The sequence below is a fragment of the Pigmentiphaga aceris genome (assembly GCF_008119665.1).
Classification (GTDB): Bacteria; Pseudomonadota; Gammaproteobacteria; order Burkholderiales; family Burkholderiaceae_B; genus Pigmentiphaga; species Pigmentiphaga aceris.
This window is the reverse complement of sequence record NZ_CP043046.1, coordinates 3579115-3596096: the sequence shown is the minus strand read 5'-3', so window position 1 is coordinate 3596096 and position 16982 is coordinate 3579115. Positions and strand designations below refer to the sequence as shown.

General features: G+C 61.3%; 15 protein-coding genes. 3 read left to right on the top strand and 12 right to left on the bottom strand.

Annotated features, from left to right (window positions below; translation table 11 throughout):
- Positions 1 to 40 precede the first annotated feature (40 nt).
- The gene (gene pncB, locus FXN63_RS15595; protein WP_148816151.1) at positions 41 to 1210 is read left to right on the top strand and encodes a nicotinate phosphoribosyltransferase; all 1170 of its coding nucleotides are present in this window, start codon (positions 41 to 43) and stop codon (positions 1208 to 1210) included.
- Positions 1211 to 1346: 136 nt separating this feature from the next.
- Here the strand turns inward: pncB and FXN63_RS15590 are convergent, their stop codons facing one another.
- A complete protein-coding gene (locus FXN63_RS15590; protein ID WP_148816150.1) occupies positions 1347 to 4214 on the bottom strand; it encodes a PepSY domain-containing protein in 2868 nt (955 codons plus the stop codon).
- A 235-nt stretch (positions 4215 to 4449) separates the two neighbouring features.
- Here FXN63_RS15590 and FXN63_RS15585 point away from each other — a divergent pair, with 235 nt between their 5' ends.
- A complete protein-coding gene (locus tag FXN63_RS15585) occupies positions 4450 to 5445 on the top strand; it encodes a 2-hydroxyacid dehydrogenase (protein WP_148816149.1) in 996 nt (331 codons plus the stop codon).
- Between the two features lie 117 nt (positions 5446 to 5562).
- On the opposite strand, the gene FXN63_RS15580 is transcribed toward FXN63_RS15585, so the two are convergent.
- Positions 5563 to 5823: an acyl-CoA-binding protein gene (locus tag FXN63_RS15580; protein ID WP_148816148.1), complete on the bottom strand. Its 261-nt coding sequence runs from the start codon at positions 5821 to 5823 to the stop codon at positions 5563 to 5565.
- 115 nt (positions 5824 to 5938) lie between these two features.
- The gene (locus tag FXN63_RS15575) at positions 5939 to 6823 is read right to left on the bottom strand and encodes a UDP-2,3-diacylglucosamine diphosphatase (RefSeq protein ID WP_148816147.1); all 885 of its coding nucleotides are present in this window, start codon (positions 6821 to 6823) and stop codon (positions 5939 to 5941) included.
- A gap of 264 nt (positions 6824 to 7087) precedes the next feature.
- On the opposite strand from FXN63_RS15575, the gene FXN63_RS15570 reads away from it, so the two are divergent.
- Positions 7088 to 9343 (top strand): TonB-dependent receptor, encoded by a 2256-nt coding sequence (locus FXN63_RS15570; RefSeq protein WP_148816146.1) that lies wholly within the window; start codon positions 7088 to 7090, stop codon positions 9341 to 9343.
- A 123-nt stretch (positions 9344 to 9466) separates the two neighbouring features.
- On the opposite strand, the gene FXN63_RS15565 is transcribed toward FXN63_RS15570, so the two are convergent.
- The 9 genes from FXN63_RS15565 to FXN63_RS15525 all read right to left on the bottom strand — a co-directional run bounded on the left by FXN63_RS15565 (position 9467) and on the right by FXN63_RS15525 (position 16756).
- Positions 9467 to 10228, bottom strand: coding sequence for a dienelactone hydrolase family protein (locus tag FXN63_RS15565; RefSeq protein WP_148816145.1), 762 nt, complete (start codon positions 10226 to 10228; stop codon positions 9467 to 9469).
- 122 nt (positions 10229 to 10350) lie between these two features.
- Complete coding sequence (locus FXN63_RS15560) at positions 10351 to 11376, bottom strand: hypothetical protein (protein WP_148816144.1); 1026 nt, start codon at positions 11374 to 11376, stop codon at positions 10351 to 10353.
- A 40-nt stretch (positions 11377 to 11416) separates the two neighbouring features.
- The gene (locus tag FXN63_RS15555; RefSeq protein ID WP_148816143.1) at positions 11417 to 12445 is read right to left on the bottom strand and encodes a hypothetical protein; all 1029 of its coding nucleotides are present in this window, start codon (positions 12443 to 12445) and stop codon (positions 11417 to 11419) included.
- A gap of 24 nt (positions 12446 to 12469) precedes the next feature.
- Positions 12470 to 12700: a hypothetical protein gene (locus FXN63_RS15550; protein ID WP_148816142.1), complete on the bottom strand. Its 231-nt coding sequence runs from the start codon at positions 12698 to 12700 to the stop codon at positions 12470 to 12472.
- 12 nt (positions 12701 to 12712) lie between these two features.
- Positions 12713 to 13168, bottom strand: a complete 456-nt coding sequence (locus FXN63_RS15545; RefSeq protein ID WP_148816141.1) for a hypothetical protein — start codon at positions 13166 to 13168, stop codon at positions 12713 to 12715.
- Between the two features lie 261 nt (positions 13169 to 13429).
- Positions 13430 to 14422, bottom strand: coding sequence for a hypothetical protein (locus FXN63_RS15540; RefSeq protein ID WP_148816140.1), 993 nt, complete (start codon positions 14420 to 14422; stop codon positions 13430 to 13432).
- A gap of 145 nt (positions 14423 to 14567) precedes the next feature.
- Entirely contained in the window at positions 14568 to 15563 is a 996-nt protein-coding gene (locus FXN63_RS15535; RefSeq protein ID WP_148816139.1) for a hypothetical protein, read from the bottom strand.
- Positions 15564 to 15626: 63 nt separating this feature from the next.
- On the bottom strand, positions 15627 to 16580 hold the full coding sequence (locus FXN63_RS15530) for a hypothetical protein (protein ID WP_148816138.1): 954 nt from the start codon (positions 16578 to 16580) through the stop codon (positions 15627 to 15629).
- Entirely contained in the window at positions 16577 to 16756 is a 180-nt protein-coding gene (locus FXN63_RS15525; protein ID WP_148816137.1) for a hypothetical protein, read from the bottom strand. The genes FXN63_RS15530 and FXN63_RS15525 overlap by 4 nt, the downstream gene beginning before the upstream one ends.
- Positions 16757 to 16982 lie beyond the last annotated feature (226 nt).

Below are 16982 nucleotides of genomic sequence, written 5' to 3'. Positions count from 1 at the left end.
GCATTCAACCCGACCTCGCCGCTTGCGGCGGGCAGGCAACATGATCATCACTTCGCTGCTAGACACCGACCTGTACAAGTTCACGATGATGCAGGTGGTGCTGCACCAGTTCCCCGCCGCAGAGGCGGAGTTCCGCTACAAGTGCCGGACCCCCGGGATTGACCTGTGGCCTTATCTTGAGGAAATCCGCGAGGAAATCCGGCTGCTGTGCACTCTGCGCTTTTCCGAACGCGAACTGGAATATCTGCGCACGCTGCGCTTCATGAAAAGCGATTTCATCGATTTCCTGGGCCTGTTCCATCTGCCCGAGAAGTGCGTCACGGTGGAGCGCAGCGCCGTGCAAGGCGAACTGGACATCCAGGTACGCGGCCCGTGGCTGCACACGATCCTGTTCGAGATCCCGGTGCTGGCGATCGTCAACGAAGTGTATTTCCGCAACACGCAGCGTCAGCCCGACTACACCGAAGGCCGTCGTCGTTTGCAGGAAAAGATTGATCTGGTGCAAAGCCGCACCGATCTGCCCGACCTGCGCATTGCCGATTACGGCACCCGTCGCCGCTTCTCGCGCCTGTGGCACGAAGAAGTGCTGGTCACCATGAAATCCAGGATGGGCGAACATCTGGCAGGTACCAGCAATGTGTACTTCGCGATGAAGCACGGCCTGACGCCGCTGGGCACCATGGCGCACGAATATCTGCAGGCTTGCCAGGCACTCGGTCCGCGTCTGCGCGATTCGCAGACCTTCGGTTTCGAGAGCTGGGCCAAGGAGTATCGGGGCGACCTGGGCATTGCGCTGTCGGATGTCTACGGCATGAGCGCCTTCTTGCGCGACTTCGACATGTACTTCTGCAAGCTGTTCGACGGTGCGCGTCACGATTCCGGCGATCCGTTCGAATGGGGCGAGCGCCTGATTGCGCATTACCGCCGCAACCGGGTCGACCCGCGCAACAAGACGCTGGTGTTCTCGGACAGCCTGAGCTTCCCGCTGGCCATCCAGTTGGCCGAACGCTTTGCCAACCGCTGCATTGTGGCGTTCGGGATTGGTACCAACCTGACCAACGATCTGGGCTACAAGCCTTTGCAGATCGTGATGAAGATGGTGCGCTGCCAGGGGCAGCCGGTGGCGAAGCTGTCGGATACGCCTGAGAAGACCATGTGTGACGATGTGGCTTATCTGACTTACTTGAAGCAGGTGTTCGAGATCGCCTGATACGGTCTGCCGGGGTAGGGCAGACAGTAAAACGGGGCACGGCATACGTCTGTATGCCATGCCCCGATTTTCTGGTGACGTGGTTTGTTTGCTTGGCTGAAGGCCGGGTCGTTACCGACCTATCCGCCCGATCTACTCAATACACGTCACGCCGGTACCGCCCGGATGCGCTCAGCGCATCGACCAGGTCCGATCCCAGCACGGCATGAAGCACGGCATCCACCCCGCCTGCCATGCCGTCCAGGCTGCCGCACACATAGATGGCAGCACCACGGTCCACCCAGGCTTTCAGCTCGGTCGCAGCATCGGCCAGTTTGTGCTGCACGTAGATGCGCTCGGGCTGATCGCGTGAGAACGCAAGATCCATGCGTTCGATGCTGCCTTGCGCTTGCCAGGCCATCAGTTGATCGCGATAGGGCAGGTCAACAGCGGCATTGCGGTCGCCATACACCAGCCAGTTTCGGGTTTCGTCAGCAGCAACCCGCGTTTTCAAATGGGCCATCAGGCCAGCCAGGCCGCTGCCGTTGCCGATCAGGATCAGCGGGCGTTCTCGGTTGTCGGCCGTCAGATGGAAACCTGGGTGCGCACGCAGACGCAGGTTGACCGTGCTTCCGACCGGCGTGGTGGCGGTCAGCAGACCCGAGGCCAGGCCGAAGCCAGCTTCGTGTTCACTGCGGCGAACCAGCAGATGTACCGCGCCGTCTGACTGAATCGAGGCAATCGAATACTGCCGGGGCCGCATGGGTTGCAGGCGAGAAAGCAGGGTGTCGCGGTCTGCATCGGCGGGCAGCCCGGTGATCCATTCGCTGTTGGCCACCGATTCCGCCAGCGTTCTGCCGCCTTCGCCGGGGCTTTGCGGGTCCAGTGCACGGGCGCGCAACCACGTGGCGACCTCGTCATCCTGATGGCGGGGCAGCACTTCAACCAGATCGCCCGATTGCCAGCTTGCCTGTACATCTTGCGGCGCGTTCAGCACCAGGTGGAACAGTGGTGATCCCTGGCTGCCTGGGTTGACCTGTTCACGTGCGCTCAGTGTCCATGCCTGGAAGGGTTGGTCCTGCCAGGGCGCTGCGTCAGTCACACCCAGCACGGCAAGACGCTGTTGCCAGGTGGCCAGTGCAGCAGGGTGGTGGTTGTCGACTTCAACCGTGTCGAACAAGGTGTGCGCGCCGTGGGCAGTCAGCCAACTGTGCAGGCTGCGCCCGAAGCCGCAGAAACCGGCATAACTGCGGTCACCAAGCGACAGCATGCCAAAGCCGATGTCACGCAAGGATGGGGTTTGCGACATGACCTGGCGCGCGAAGCGCCGGGCGGCATCGGGGGCTTCGCCGTCGCCAAAGGTGCTGACCACAAAAAGCGCACGCCGGAAGCCCGCCAGCATCGTCAGATCAAGGCCAGCCATCGAGTGCACGGCCACCGGCACACCCGCGCCTTGCAAGGCGTGGGCGGTCTGCCACGCCAGTCGTTCGGCCGTGCCGCTCTGGCTGGCAAAGGCGATCAGCAGCGGGGTTGCGGCGGCAGCGGGCATGTCAGGCCCGGTCGTGGCAGCCACGCCGCGCGCTTCCCGCAATGCACGCGCCTTGCGTCGCCGGTCCAGGTAAAGCATCCATCCGGTGACCGCGAACACGGGCAGCCCGAGCGCGCTGAGCATCATGATCAGCCGGCCGGGAAGTCCGAAGAATTCGCCGGTATGAAGCGGGTAGACGCTGCCAACCAGCCGCGCGCCGGCCGTTTTGTCGGCATAGCGTTGATGTTGGCGCAGGGTGCCGCTTGCATCGAACGTGGCCTGATTCGTGGCGCGGTCGTGCGGTGCGTTCGCGTCGAGGTAGGTAACCTGCAAGGGCAGGTCGGGGCGGGCAGGCAGTGCAAAGGTGATGGTGTCGATCTCACCCGCTGTCTGGATGATCTGGGCGCGGACCTGATCAAGACTGATTGGTGGGGGCGTTACCGGTGCTGGTGGTGCGGCAGCCGGGGGACTGTTTGCACTGCGAACTTGCCCCGCGCGTGGCGTACCGTTGCGTGTGGCGGTCGCGGAGCTTGCGATGTTCTGCGCGGCGGTCCCAGGAGCCGCAGGCTTGGTTTCACCCGCACGAACTGAGGCGGCTGTGCTTGCGTCTCCTGCGGACACGCGTCCGTTGTGTGCGCCGGCATTAGAGGCGACGAGGTTTGAGGCCGTGGTGTTGGGTGCAGCGGTATTGGTTGCCCCAGCGGCGGGTCCACCTGCACCAGGCCCGCCCGCATCAGCCCCACCAGAATTAGCTCCACCCCCAGCCTGAGGCCCCGCAGCCGCTTGCCTGACCGCACTGCGCTGTGGTGCGCCCAGCAAGGAAGACACCGTGTCGCGGTACACATCCACCGCCCAATACATGCCCGTCAGGGCCGACAGTAAATAGCACAGCAACGCCACGGTGCCCATGGTGGCATGCAGGTTCCACAGAAACGCGCGGCCCTTCTGCCGGGGGCTGACGCTGAACCACGCGCGCCACCGCGCCACTTGGCGCGGCCAGCGCAGATACAGCCCCGACAAGGACAGGAACACCAGCACCATGGCGCAGGCCCCGACGATCTGCTTGCCTACGTCGCCCGCCAACAGGAAGCGATGCAGCTCACGCACGGTCTCGAAGAAACCGACGCCCCGTGGCACCGGCAACACCTTGCCGGAATATGGATCGACCCAGCGCAATTCACCGCGTCGCATTGGCTGGCCGGGCGGCGGCGGTGGCAAGGCGAACACTGCCCTGGCGGGTAGCGTCGGATCGCTCAGCATGGTCAACGAGTTCAGTCGGCGTCCTGGCATGTCAGCCAGCACACGTTCCCGCAGCACGTCAGGGGTCAAGGGCACGGCACCAGCCGGGGCGGTGATCGACAGCACGCCCGGATTCAACAGCCGAAGGATTTCCGGCTGGAATGATTGCAGGGCCCCGGTCGTACCCATCAGCGCCAAGACCAGCCCTGCGGTGATACCCAGGAACCAGTGGAGCTGGAAGAAGACTTTTTTAAGCATGGACAGCGCGCAATACGCAGCGAGGAATATGTGAAAACAAATGCAAACGATTTCGAGTGGTTCGCGCAAGCCCGCATGTTAGGCAGTTTTTGTGACCTACGGGTAAACCTTTGGTGGCGGGGTTTTTTGGGCCAGCCTCGGTTCAGCGCAGTCTGCCAAGGCGGGTTTCCCAGGGGCGGTGAGCAAAAAGCCATCGGTTACTATGCCCGGAGCCTGTAACCCCGAGGAGTCCGCCTTGTCCCGTCCTGTCGTTGCCGTTACCCGCCGTGTCTTCCCTGAAGGCCTTGCCGTATTCGAAGGCCGTGCCGAGGTACGCACCAACGACGCCGATGTGGCACTGGATGCCGATGGGCTTGCCAAGCACGCAGCCGGCGCGCAGGTGCTGCTGACCACGGCCGACACCCCGGTTACCGACGCATTGCTTGCCCAACTGCCGGATCTGAAGCTGATCGCCAACATCGCGGTGGGCTACAACAACATCGACGTTGCTGCCGCCACCCGGCGCGGCATTCTGGTCACCAACACTCCTGACGTACTCACCGAGGCAACTGCCGACATGGCCTGGGCCTTGTTGATGGCGGCCGGGCGGCGGGTGTCGGAATCGGAACAATGGCTGCGTGACGGCAAGTGGACGGCCTGGGCGTTTGACCTCTGGCTGGGGGCCGACTATCACGGCACGCGTCTGGGCATCATCGGCATGGGCCGCATTGGTCGCGCCATTGCACGCCGCGCGCACGGTTTTGGCATGGAAGTGGTCTATCACAACCGACGCCCGCTGCCGATTGGCGAACATGGCGCTACGTGGGTGACGCGTGAAGAACTGCTGCGTACTTGCGATCACGTGGTTCTGGTGGTGCCGTATTCGGCGGAAAGCCATCACCTGATTGGCGCGCCCGAGCTGGCGTCGATGAAGCCCACCGCCGTGCTGGTCAATATCGGGCGGGGTGGGGTGGTGGACGATGCCGCGTTGGCAGCGGCGCTGGCCTCGGGCAAGCTGGCTGCTGCCGGCCTGGATGTCTTCGAAGGTGAACCCAAGGTACACCCGGATCTGCTGGCGCAACCGCGCGCCGTGTTGACCCCGCACATTGGCAGCGCCACCCCCCGTACCCGGCGCGCCATGCTCGGCCTGGCGGTCGACAATGTGATCGATTGGCTGGATGGCAAGGCACCGCGTTGCACGGTGAATGCCGACGCATTGCCCGTGGAAACCTCGACGCCGCAGCGCGGTTAAGGCAGCACACTTGAAACTGAGCGCCGAAACCGGCGCTCAGTGGTCTTGTTTGGTAATGGTGCTCAGGTCTGGCTGCTCAGGTTGGGCAGCTCAGGTAGTCCTGCTCAGCCGACCCGCTCAGTCGTCCTTCAGCGATTCCACCAGCGCCACATATTCCTGGCGCGCGGCGTCTGAGCTTTTGCCTGCCTGGGCTTTCCAGCTATCCCATTTGGCCCGTGCGACAAAGTCGGTCATGCCAGGCTGCTCGCCCGACACATCCCCTTCCACGGCCTGTTTGTACAAGGCATACAGACGCAGCAAGGTGGCGTTGTCGGGCCGTTCCGGCAGAGACTTCGAGGCGGCGACGGCTTGGTCGAATTGGGTCTGAATGTCATTCATGCTGGTTCCCCCCTTTGTAGATATCAGGTCGATGCTACGCGAAGCGATGCCATCGTAGGGGAGTGCGCAGGGGCGATGGTCATCGACCCGCCCGCGCAAGCCAACATGACCCGGCTTACATGTCAGCAGTTTCCCGCTCAGGCTCCTGCTGGCGCTGCGCCGATGCTGCACGCGGCCGACGCAACACCGAGGGCAAGGCAGGCAATTCGATCGGGCGCGTCCGGCGTGCGGGTGTCGGGGTCGGCTTCTGGCGTTGATCGGCCCATTTGATCAGGTGCAGTTCGCCCCGGTGATCTTCGGCCAGCGCCGTCAGGCTTTCCACCCAGTCGCCGTCATTGCAATACAGAATGCCATCGACCATGCGCATTTCAGCCTGGTGGATGTGACCGCAGACCACACCATCGAAGCCGCGACGCCGCGCCTCGGCAACCAGTGCGTTTTCGAAATCGCTGATGAACGACACCGCGTTCTTGACCTTGTGCTTCAGGTACTGCGACAAAGACCAATAGTTCAGACCCGCCCGGTGACGGGCGCGGTTCAGCTGCTGATTCAGCCACAGGGCAAAGGTGTACATCCCATCGCCAAGCCGAGCCAGCCACTTGCTGTGCTGGATCACGCCGTCGAACTGATCGCCATGCGTCACCCACAGGCGTCGGCCATCTGCAGTCACATGCACGGCTTCATGTTGCACTTCAATATCCCCAAAGGCATAACCGGCAAACTGTCGGGCAAACTCATCGTGATTTCCCGGGATGAAAATCACTTTGGTGCCTTTGCGTGCCTTGCGCAGAATCTTCTGCACGACATCGTTGTGCGAGCGCGGCCACACCCAGTTTCTGCGCAACTGCCATCCGTCAATAATGTCGCCAACCAGATAAAGCGTCTCTGCCTCGTTGCGGCGCAGGAAATCAAGCAGGTGCGGCGCATTGCAGCCCGCCGTCCCCAGATGGGTATCCGAGATCCAGATCGTGCGCCATTGCGTCGATGTCGTGTCGTTCATCGGCGTATTCCGGGGTGTTTGATCGACCCATCTCACCACTGCGGCATGACGCCCACATGAATGTCGAGTGACGGTACGGTGACGACCACTTTCCCCAGGTGAGTCAACGAAATTCGTCCGGGCAGATACCTGTCGCAGGCGTGCAACTCCAGCACTCACATTCAGAAACCAGTCAGCCATTTCTCATAGGATTGTTGCTAATGAGAAATATTTCTATTCGCCTTCCAATTATCGGCGAGTAAATCAATCAAAGGACTGGGAAAAGTGAAAGCGCGCAATGAGTCGTTTCGGCTGAATAGTCTGTTTGTCGCCATCTGCGGCGCAATGCTGGTTGCACCGGTAATGGCGCAGACCACCACGCCGTCCCCTGGTGTCAGCGCTTTGCCAACGATTCCAGTCGAAGCCTCGCCGGAAGGCGTGGCCGAAGGCAGCTTCAAGGCTGACCGTGCCGCATCGACCAAATACGTTGCACCTTTGCTCGACACGCCGAAGACCGTCAGCGTGATCACGCAGGAAATGATCAAGGAAACCAACGCCACGTCGCTGCAGGAAGTGCTGCGCGGCACGCCGGGCATTACCTTCGGCATGGGCGAAGGCGGCACGCCGGAAGGTGACCATCCGTTCATTCGCGGTTTCGACTCGATCAACAACGTGCTGATCGATGGCGTGCGCGACCCCAGCTCGCAATCGCGCGACATGTTCAACGTTGAACGTGTCGACGTGACCAAGGGTGCCGACTCTGTCTACAACGGTGGCGGTGCCGTGGGCGGCTCGATCAACCTGGTGCAGAAAGCCCCGACGCTGGAAAACAGCATAGGTGGGTCTCTGGGCCTGGGTACCGACAAGTACAAGCGCGCCACGGTCGATCTGAACCGTCAGCTGGGCGAGACTTCCGCTTTCCGACTGAATCTGCTGGGTGCCAAGGGTGATGTGGCGGGCCGCAATGGTGTCGATTATGAACACCTGGGCGTTGCGCCCACGCTGGCCCTCGGCATTGGCACACCAACCCGTGTCACGGTCGGCTACTACCACTACCAGACCGACGATATGCCGGATTACGGCATTCCGTACAACAACCCCTTCGCCGCCGGCACGGCCAACGCCCGCTTCAATGGCGACGGCGGCCCGTTGGGCGTCAACCGCGACAACTTCTACGGCCTGAAAGGTCGTGACTTCCGCAAGACGCAGGTAGACAGCGGCACCCTGAAGGTCGAGCACGACATCAACGACCGCTTCACCTTCAGCAACACCACCCGCTACACCGAGTCGAGTAATGACTACATCGCCAGCAACCCGGGCGATTCCAGCGGCCTGAACATCACCAACGCACCGATCACGATCGGCACCGGGGCGGCAGCCGTGCTGGTGCCCTCGGGCTTCCTGAACCGCAACGCCAAGTCGCGCAACTCGGAATCCCAAGGCTTCATCAACGCGACCCAACTGCGCGGCACCGTGAACACGGGTGGCCTGAAGCACTCGCTGGCAGTGGGCTTCGAATATGCCAAGGATAAAGTGAACAGCCGTGGCTACACGGTGGGCGCAGCCCCGGTGGCCAACATCCTGAACCCGAATCCCAACGATGCCTACACCGGCACCATCACCCGTGCAACGGCCGGTACCCGCACCGAGGCTGAAACCAAGTCGGTGTACATCTTCGATTCGCTGGAACTGAACCCGCAGTGGTCGATCAACGCGGGTCTGCGCTACGACAACTACGACACGCACGCCAGCCCGTACAGCACGGTCGGTGCGGCGCTTGCCCCGACGGCCTTCCTGCGCAGCAAGAATGACTTCCTGAATTACCAGGCGGGCGTGGTGTACAAGCCTGCAGCCAACGGCAGCATCTACGTGAACTACGCCACGGCCTCGAACCAGCCGGGCATCTCGGTGGGTGATGGTACCGACTCTCTGGCCCTGACCAACCAGGATCTGGACGCCGAACGTGTCAAGAGCCTGGAACTGGGCACCAAGTGGGATGTTCTGGATCGTCGCCTGTCTTTGACCGGTGCGATCTTCCACATTGAGAAGACCAACGCCAAGGTCGCGACCAGCGCCACCACCATGGCCAATGTCGGCGAACAGCGCGTGAACGGCTTCGAGCTGGGCTTCGCGGGCAACATCTCGCCGGCATGGAAGGTGTATGGCGGTTATGTCTACCAGGACGCCAAGCTGGCCAACGCCGGCCCGGTGAACGCGGCCTTCAACGGTAACCAGTTCCCCAACACGGCTGAAAACAGCGCCAGCCTGTGGACCAGCTACAAGCTGATCCCGCAACTGACCCTGGGCGGTGGCCTGTTCTACGTCGACAAGGTCTGGGGCAATACCGCCAACACCAAGTACACGCCGTCCTACGTGCGCCTGGATGCCTACGCCGACTACGAAATCAACAAGAACGTCAGCCTGCAGTTGAACGTGCAGAACCTGACCGACAAGCGCTACTTTGACCGCGCCTTCACCACGCACATGGTGTCGGTTGCGCCGGGACGCCAGGTGATTCTGACGGCCAACTTCAAGTATTGATGGGTGAAGCGCGCTGGGTTTTCCCAGCGCTGTCTTTGCTGGCGCAGTCTATCGATCCCCGCAGGCGGTAACGCCTTGCGGAGATTTTTTTATGGGTGTTCAAGCAATGTTGTCAGCGGTCGATCAAACTGCCGCAGGTGCCGATGCAGTCGTCCGCAGCGTGCGATCGAACCACGCCAACATCGCCTGCCAGCCACGGCGGGCTTCGCTGCCGTTATGGACAGGGAAGTCCGGAACCATCCAGCCATGGGCGGCGGCATATTGCTCGGTTTGGTAGGGCACGTTCGCCGCCGTCAAGGCCGCTTCAAAACGCACAGCCATGTCCGGCGGGTAGTGAGGATCGTTCTCCGCAACGGCAAGGTAAACCTCGGCGGCCAACTTGGGCACAAGCCGATGTGGACTGGCCGGCGCGTCGCTCGCCAGGTTTCCACCATGGAAGCTGGCGACAGCACCGAAGCGATCGGGCCAGCTCGCCGCCGACGCAATCGCCATGCCGCCACCCATGCAGAAGCCCACGGCACCGAACTTGCCGCTTGCGACATCGTTGCGGGTGTCGAGCCAGGCAAGGAATGCGCCGGTATCCGCCGCTGCCTTGTCGTTTCCCGTGGTCGCCATCAGTGGGCCAAGAATTGCACCGACATCACCGGCGAAGACGTCTTTCGGTACCAACGGGCCGTAAGCGCCGAAGCGGTAGTACGGGTCGGGCAACAGCACCACATACCCGGCATTGGCAAGCTGCCTTGCCATGTCGACCATGGCCGGGCGAATGCCGCCCGCGTCAGCGTAAAAGATGATGGCGGGCCAGGGGCCGCTGCCTTCGGGCGTCAGTACGTGAGCAGGACAGTTGCCATCTGGTGTGGAGATGGTCGTATGTTCCGTGGGCATGTCGTTCCTTGACGGCGATCCGGCGCATGGCTTGTGTTCGGATCGCTTGGATGCGCCAGGGCAGACTACCTGATATCGAGAATGCTCGACGGTGGACATTGCCTGCCTTGGCCAGACGCGGCTCACTTGATGGGCGGGTTGTCGGGATGATCGACACGTGTCCAGCGTTTGCCGTCGAACCACGCCAGATCCTTGAAACCGAAGGACCAAAGGATGCCGTCTTTTGCTTCAAGCTGATGGGCGTCCTGGAGTTCCGGGGTCAGGCCGGTGGCGATTGGGACAATGCGTGTGGTGTTGGCGTCGTAGTGGTACAGGCCTTCCAGTGCGGCGAGGAAAAGATTGCCTTCGAAGCATGCCGCGCCGGTGAAATCCTGGTGGTCTTCGGGGCGAGACAGATCGACAAAGCCATCGCGCGCATTGCCGGTCAGCACCGTACCGTTCTGGCCGACCAGGTAGATCACCTCGTGCGAGACGACTTCAATGGCATGTAGCGGCGCTTCAGCGGGGAGGGCGAGCTGGTGCCACGCGTTGCCATTCCAATGCCACGCTTCGTCGCCGACAACGTAGATATCGTCTTCTGCCGGCCCGTTGATGTCGACCAGGTCGATTGCGTCGTGTTCGTCCAGCCAGCGGTCCAGTTCGTCACCTTCCAGATCCACATCAAGTGCCGGCATCGGGGCTTGACGCATGTCGCCAGCGACGTCGTGCCATTTGCCGGACGCAACGTGTTTCCCGTCGATCTCGAACCGCCAGACCTGACGGGATTGGCCGCACACGTACAGGTGGTCGCCGATTGCTCGGATGCGGTTGACGTATCCCAGGCCGATGGCGGTGTCGTTGAACACGCCCGCGCCGGGAATCTGGAACGTGTGGTCGGGCTTGCCACCCGGACCATAGAGGCGACCTTCCCCCTCGCGCGACAGCACGCAACGCAGGCCGGTCGCGGGCCAATAACCGACCGAAGCCACCACGTAGTCATAGTCGCGGTAGGCCCAGGGAACCTCGGCGTCCGTGTACTCGTAGGCGCTGACCCTGGAGAAGTCGACGTCACTTTGTGGCAGCGAATCGATCGACGTGTTCAGCAGCGCGAAGTCCCCGCGAATGAGGCTTCCCGATTCGATCGTGGCAGCAGGGGAGTGTTTGCTCATGGCATACGATGGTGTCGTCGCAGATCGCAGAAAATTGGCGTCATCGGATCGGCGGGTTATCGGGATGATCGACGCGCGTCCAGTCTTTGCCGTCGAACCACGCCAGATCCTTGAAACCGAAGGACCACAGGATGCCGTCTTTCGCTTCAAGCTGATGCGCATCCTGGAGTTCCGGGGTCAGGCCGGTGAAGTATGGCGCGATGCGTTTGCTGTTCGCGTCGTAGCAGTAAAGACCTTCTGGGGCAGCGAGGAACAGGCTGCCTTCGAAGCATGCTGCGCTGGTGAAGTTCTGGTTGTCTTCCGTGCGCGACAGATTGACGAAGCCGTCGCGCGCGTTGCCGGCCAGCACTGTCCCGTTGTGGCCCACCAGATAGATCACATCGCGTGAGACGACTTCAATGGCGTGGAGCGGTTCATCGACAGGCAGCGCGAGTTGCCGCCATTCTCTGCTGTCCCAATGCCAGGCTTCGTCGCCAACGGCATAGAGGTCATCTGTCGCCGTGCCGTTGATGTCCACGAGATCAACCGCATCGTGCGCGCCCAGCCAGTCATCCAGCGCGTCGCCGTCCAATGCTTCGTCCATTTCCGGCATTGGCACTTGGCGCATCCCGGCAGCAAGGTCGCGCCATGTGCCCGAGGCGAAATCCTGGCCGTCGAACGCGAAGCACCACACCTGGCGCGACTGCCCGCACACGTAGAGGTGGTCGCCGATTGCGCGGATGCGGTTGACGTAGCCCAGGCCGATCGCCGTGTCGTTGAACACACCCGCGTCGGCGATCTGGCTTGTGTGATCGGGCGTTCCGCCCGGCCCGTACAAGCGGACCTGGCCCTCGCGGGAGAGCACGCAACGCAGGCCGAAGGCATCCCAGAATGCGACCGACACGACCGTCCACGCTTCGTAGGCACGAACCCGCCATGGATCGTCTGCCAGATACCGGGGCGCGTAGGCCGCCACAAAGCTCACCTCGTAGGCGTTGTCCTGCGCGTAATCCAGAGACTCCGCCAGCATGATCGTGGCACCGTCCAGCGCGCAGCCTGCCTGAATAGTCTTGTCCGTCGGGATGGCCATCTACGACCTCATGTGGGTGCCGGGTCAGCCAACGACCGGCAATTGCAGGTCCACGACGACCAGCCGGCCGTCTTCGAAGTCGCCGAACACGCAGTAGCCATCGAAGTCCCAGCGCACGAGGCTCTTGTCCGGATCGTCGCCTTCGTCATCGCGCTTCAGCTTGGGGGCATCGGCGATCGACAGTTGTCCGAGCAGGTCTCGGACGATTGCATCGTTGCAGGTGCTTCCCAACGAAGCCAGATAAAGCGTTGGCATGGGTTCTCCGCGTTACGCACCAGCGAGTTGCACGCTGACGACCTTGAGCTTGTCCTCGTCGTTGAAGTCGGCAAATAGAACGTGGTCGGGCAGATCCCACCGAACCAGTGTCTTGTCTGGATCATTGCCACCTTCAGGACCCAGGACATGCACCGCATCCTGATAGCACATGTCGAAAATCAGACCACTCGGGAGTGCCGCGGTGAAGTTCTCGAATTTCTTGCTGGCGCCGGGCCCATAGAAACGGATGTTCGTCAGGACAAGCGCGTGCTCTGGATATTGTCGGGGCACCGCGTCGAGGGTGTCTTCGTCCGTGAATGTCAGCTCTACACCCGCATTGCGATTCTTCACGTAGGCGTCCTCATCCCCGCGTTTCAGCTTTGGAACGTCGACAATCCCGAGGGTGTCGAGCAAGCGCTCGATACTGTCCTCGCCATGGTAATTGCCCAGAAAACTCTGCCACTGCATGTTGGAAATCCATTGATTGATCGGTGGAATCGGTACTACTCGACGTCGGTGGTGAGCGGCCAGCTTTTGGCATCGTCCTAGCGACCGGGGGGCCACAGTTACACGGCAACTGGCAACTGAACGCACACGGTATTCACCTAACCATCCTCCGAAAAAGTCGCAAAGACAAAATGCCCCTGGTAGTCCCTACAGACCAAGATACTCGGTGGCGTTCATTGACTAACTCTCCGAGGTACGAACCTCATTGCCTATCCTTCCCGCTCAATCGGCAGCCTGGCTTTCGTGAAACACCGACACGGCGATGGTCTGCCAGAACACCAGGCTGACGTATACGTGAAAGAAGTAGCCGTCGACGGTGCAGGTGAATCTGCCGCCCGCCTCGTAGGCATCCTGGAACGCATCGGGCGGCAGTTTGGCGCGTACCGCATCTGGCCCGTCGCCGAAGTTCAAGCCGAAGGGCAGGGTGCCGGCATAGCCGGATGAACGCGCGACGCCCGCTCGGCAGAACTTGATTCCACTGACCAGCCGCTTGCGGGCAACCGACTTGTCGCCAGCACCTGGCATCTCCTTGCCCTTGAGCGAATAGAAAGTCAGGCCCAGATCTTCATGGAATGCATCGTTCTGGCGATCATCGAGTTCGTCGCTGGTCACCGGCACGCGCAGGGCACTGGCGAGCGATGCATGCAGCGTGGGCGATTCGACGTCTTGTGCAATTGCCTGCGCCAGCGCTTCCCAACGCAGGTCGGAAGTAGGCGCGACCTCGCGTTCGTAGATGTCCTTCAGCCGAATCGAGACGAATGCGATGCGCTGTTCATCGTCATCGAAGCAGACGTCCAGCACGTGATCGCCGACAAAAAATTTGTCGACACGACGGTCGTAGGGCGCGCGCGTCGCTACGGCGCTACCAAGCTGTTTAGCAACATCAGCGGGTGACATGTCGAACGAAAGCTCTGCCGGCAAGGCGTGTGCCCAGGTGGTGTATCCCTCGTCTTCATCCGCATAGAAGACGATCGCGGACACCACGAGCGGCCCTTGCGCGCCCGCGCGTCCGTATCGGCGCTCGAACGCGACACGGTGGTCGAACTCCAGCGCGAAACCGAAACGCCAGTAGCCCTCGACCATCTCCCTGTCGTCCTCGGGGTCGGGCCAGTTGCGCAAGGTAGCCGCGTCGAAACGCGCAATCAACGCGGTGTCTTCCGTGCCACGGCCCAGCGCCGACAGCACGAGGTCCAGCGAAATAGGTGTCGTGGTCATCTCAGTTTATTTCGGGATGGCTGAAGTAGACGAAAGTGATCTCGCGCGTCCGTTTATCGAGCGGGAAGTAGGAACGAGATATCAATGAGCATCTTTGCCCTGTCTCCTTGCGTGCATGGTCAGATCTACCGCCATCGAATCGTGCTCAGTCGTTTTCCAACAGTTCATCAATGCCACCCACCGACTTCCACGTCCCCGGCGCGTGCAAGGTCACGCGCAGCAACCGGTTGTGGAGATTGCTGTACAGCACATGCAGCGTGAAATCGTCGAGATGCCACACCGCATAGCCGTCCAGCCCCTCGGCATCTTGCTGTACTGGCGGAACCTGCATCTTGGCAAACAGCGTTTCCGGGCTGTCTTCGAAGTCCAGGCCGTTGGGTAGATCGCCGCCCCACTGGGTAGAGTCTTCGTCATGGTCCCGATGCAGTGTGAAGCTGCGCAAGGTGCGCTTCTTCCGTTTGCCCGCGTAGTAAACCGTCACGCCGTAGGACTCGCTGAGGTCCAGGTCGCCGTCGTCGCGCGCGTCGTCCAGCGAGTCGTCGTCCCAGCCTTCCTGCCACAAGGCTTCGATGGCATCCGCTTTCAAGGGTTCGCCGAATGCAGCAATCAAGCGTGCCAACGTGGGGAACTCGACGTCTTCCGGCTCATGCGCGAGTGTTGCGGGCAAGACGATGCACGCCATGCGGTCGATGCCGATATCGTCTTCGTCATAGGTGACGTTGAGCCGGTAGCCGTCGACGTCCCACGTGTCGGTGCGATGTGAATGACGTGTGGCCTCAAAAGCGGCGAGCTTCTTCCTGACGGTGGCGCGATCGTCGGCAAACGTCAGGCCATGGGGCAGGGCACCTTCGAATGGCTTCACCTCGTCGAAGCCTGAATAGAAGTAAGCCTGCGTCAATATCAAATCGCCCTCGCCCCATTCCGAGTATTCGGCGGCGGCGTGGTATTCCGATTCGGAAAAGCCAAGCTCGACACCTTTGCGTTTGACCAAGACCCAGTCGTGGTAACGGTAGTCGTCGGGGTCGGGCATTTCAGGGCGACGCTTTGTGTTCAGCGCGACGAAGAGGGCTTCAAGCTGAGGGTCGGTGCTTTTGTCGCCGAAACGAGCAAGGATGTCTTCGGCATTGGGCGTGTTGGTCAAGCTTTGCTCCATGTCTGACGCGTTTTTGCGCGGTAGGTAGATCACCTCGGCTTGGCATCTGGCTCAATCGGCATTGTTTGGATGCTCAAAGCATTCCCAATCCGCTCCGTTGTACCGAAGCAGTTTCTTTGCGGACAGCACCCACAGGACGCCATCCTTGGACTCGACGCGCGACACCCCGCTCAGCGTGAACGTGTCGCTGACCGCCAGGCGCTCCAGACTTCCGTCGACCAGTGAATACAGACCATCCTCCGCGCCGATATAAAGCTCCTGGCCGAAGGACGCGACCGAGTAGAAGTCCGTGTCCAGAGATTGTGTTGTCAGTACCTTGAAGGTGTCGTCTGCCTCGCAAACGACCGTGCCGCGCTGCCCGACGATCCAGATCCTGCCGTTTTCATCGGCGCATATGCCGTGCAGATCGGCGGCGGTCAGCCTTGGTACTTGCTGCCATGTCACGCCAACGCGCCTGGCGATCATGCCTTCGGTGCCGATCGCTATCAGCCCACCTGCGTCAAGGCCGATGTCCAGCACGTTGGTGTTTGCAATCTGGCCAGCATCGGCTTCGCTCGGCGCAGGTACGCCGGAGGACGAGTCAGGCAAACCGATGTCGGCCCATTCGTCACCTTTCTTTTCATATATCTGCCCGCTGTGTCCGCAGACATACGTGGCATCGCCGATGCACCTGATTCGATTCACATAGCCTTGTCCGTCGTCCTCGATCAGGCCTGCGCCCGGGATCTGGATCTCGGTGCTGCCATTGCGGCTGTAGATTTCGATTCGCCCGTTTTCTTCCAGGCCGTAGACCTCTCTTACCGCACCGGCCTTGACGGGCGGGAAGGCCACATCGATTACTCGCCAATCGGGAAGCGAGTGAAAGAACCATTTTTCCTGCCGCTGCGCCTGATAAAACAGCATGACGGAATAGCCAGCGTCTCCGTCTGATTCGTCCAGGGTGCTGGCGATGTAGTAGATGTCCTTGTCGACGGCCACACCCGCCACGAAGCTGATTGATCTCATTCGTGGCCCGATTGGCGGTTTGGCTTTCGTGGAATACCGATACGGCAATGATCTGCCACTGCATCAGGCTGACGGGCGCATGGAAGAAAAAGCCCCTGGCGCAGCAACCGTTTGTCCTGGCGCTGGGCGGCAGGCAGCCCCTGACGGGCTTGAGTGGTGTCGTGCTGGATCGTCATGCAAGGCTCTCCTCGTCATCGGCATGACGCAGTCAAGGGTGCAAAGGCGTGGGGTTTTATCGACCAGCGTTTGTATACCTTGGACAGGGAGCACAACTCGACCGTTGTGGCATCCGGATGCAACTCTAAAATTGGCTTGCATTTACCCGGGTTCAAAACGAAAAAAATCCCCACCGTTCGAATGAGGGTGGGGATTGGCGAGGGTCATGCGGTCGGAAATTTATGG

Excerpts from the sequence above, each read along its gene's own strand:
- pncB (WP_148816151.1), top strand. The coding sequence starts at position 41 with ATGATCATCACTTCGCTGCTAGACACCGACCTGTACAAGTTCACGATG.
- FXN63_RS15590 (WP_148816150.1), bottom strand. The coding sequence starts at position 4,214 with ATGCTTAAAAAAGTCTTCTTCCAGCTCCACTGGTTCCTGGGTATCACC.
- FXN63_RS15580 (WP_148816148.1), bottom strand. The coding sequence starts at position 5,823 with ATGAATGACATTCAGACCCAATTCGACCAAGCCGTCGCCGCCTCGAAG.
- FXN63_RS15575 (WP_148816147.1), bottom strand. The coding sequence starts at position 6,823 with ATGAACGACACGACATCGACGCAATGGCGCACGATCTGGATCTCGGAT.
- FXN63_RS15565 (WP_148816145.1), bottom strand. The coding sequence starts at position 10,228 with ATGCCCACGGAACATACGACCATCTCCACACCAGATGGCAACTGTCCT.
- FXN63_RS15560 (WP_148816144.1), bottom strand. The coding sequence starts at position 11,376 with ATGAGCAAACACTCCCCTGCTGCCACGATCGAATCGGGAAGCCTCATT.
- FXN63_RS15555 (WP_148816143.1), bottom strand. The coding sequence starts at position 12,445 with ATGGCCATCCCGACGGACAAGACTATTCAGGCAGGCTGCGCGCTGGAC.
- FXN63_RS15550 (WP_148816142.1), bottom strand. The coding sequence starts at position 12,700 with ATGCCAACGCTTTATCTGGCTTCGTTGGGAAGCACCTGCAACGATGCA.
- FXN63_RS15545 (WP_148816141.1), bottom strand. The coding sequence starts at position 13,168 with ATGCAGTGGCAGAGTTTTCTGGGCAATTACCATGGCGAGGACAGTATC.
- FXN63_RS15540 (WP_148816140.1), bottom strand. The coding sequence starts at position 14,422 with ATGACCACGACACCTATTTCGCTGGACCTCGTGCTGTCGGCGCTGGGC.
- FXN63_RS15530 (WP_148816138.1), bottom strand. The coding sequence starts at position 16,580 with ATGAGATCAATCAGCTTCGTGGCGGGTGTGGCCGTCGACAAGGACATC.
- FXN63_RS15525 (WP_148816137.1), bottom strand. The coding sequence starts at position 16,756 with ATGACGATCCAGCACGACACCACTCAAGCCCGTCAGGGGCTGCCTGCC.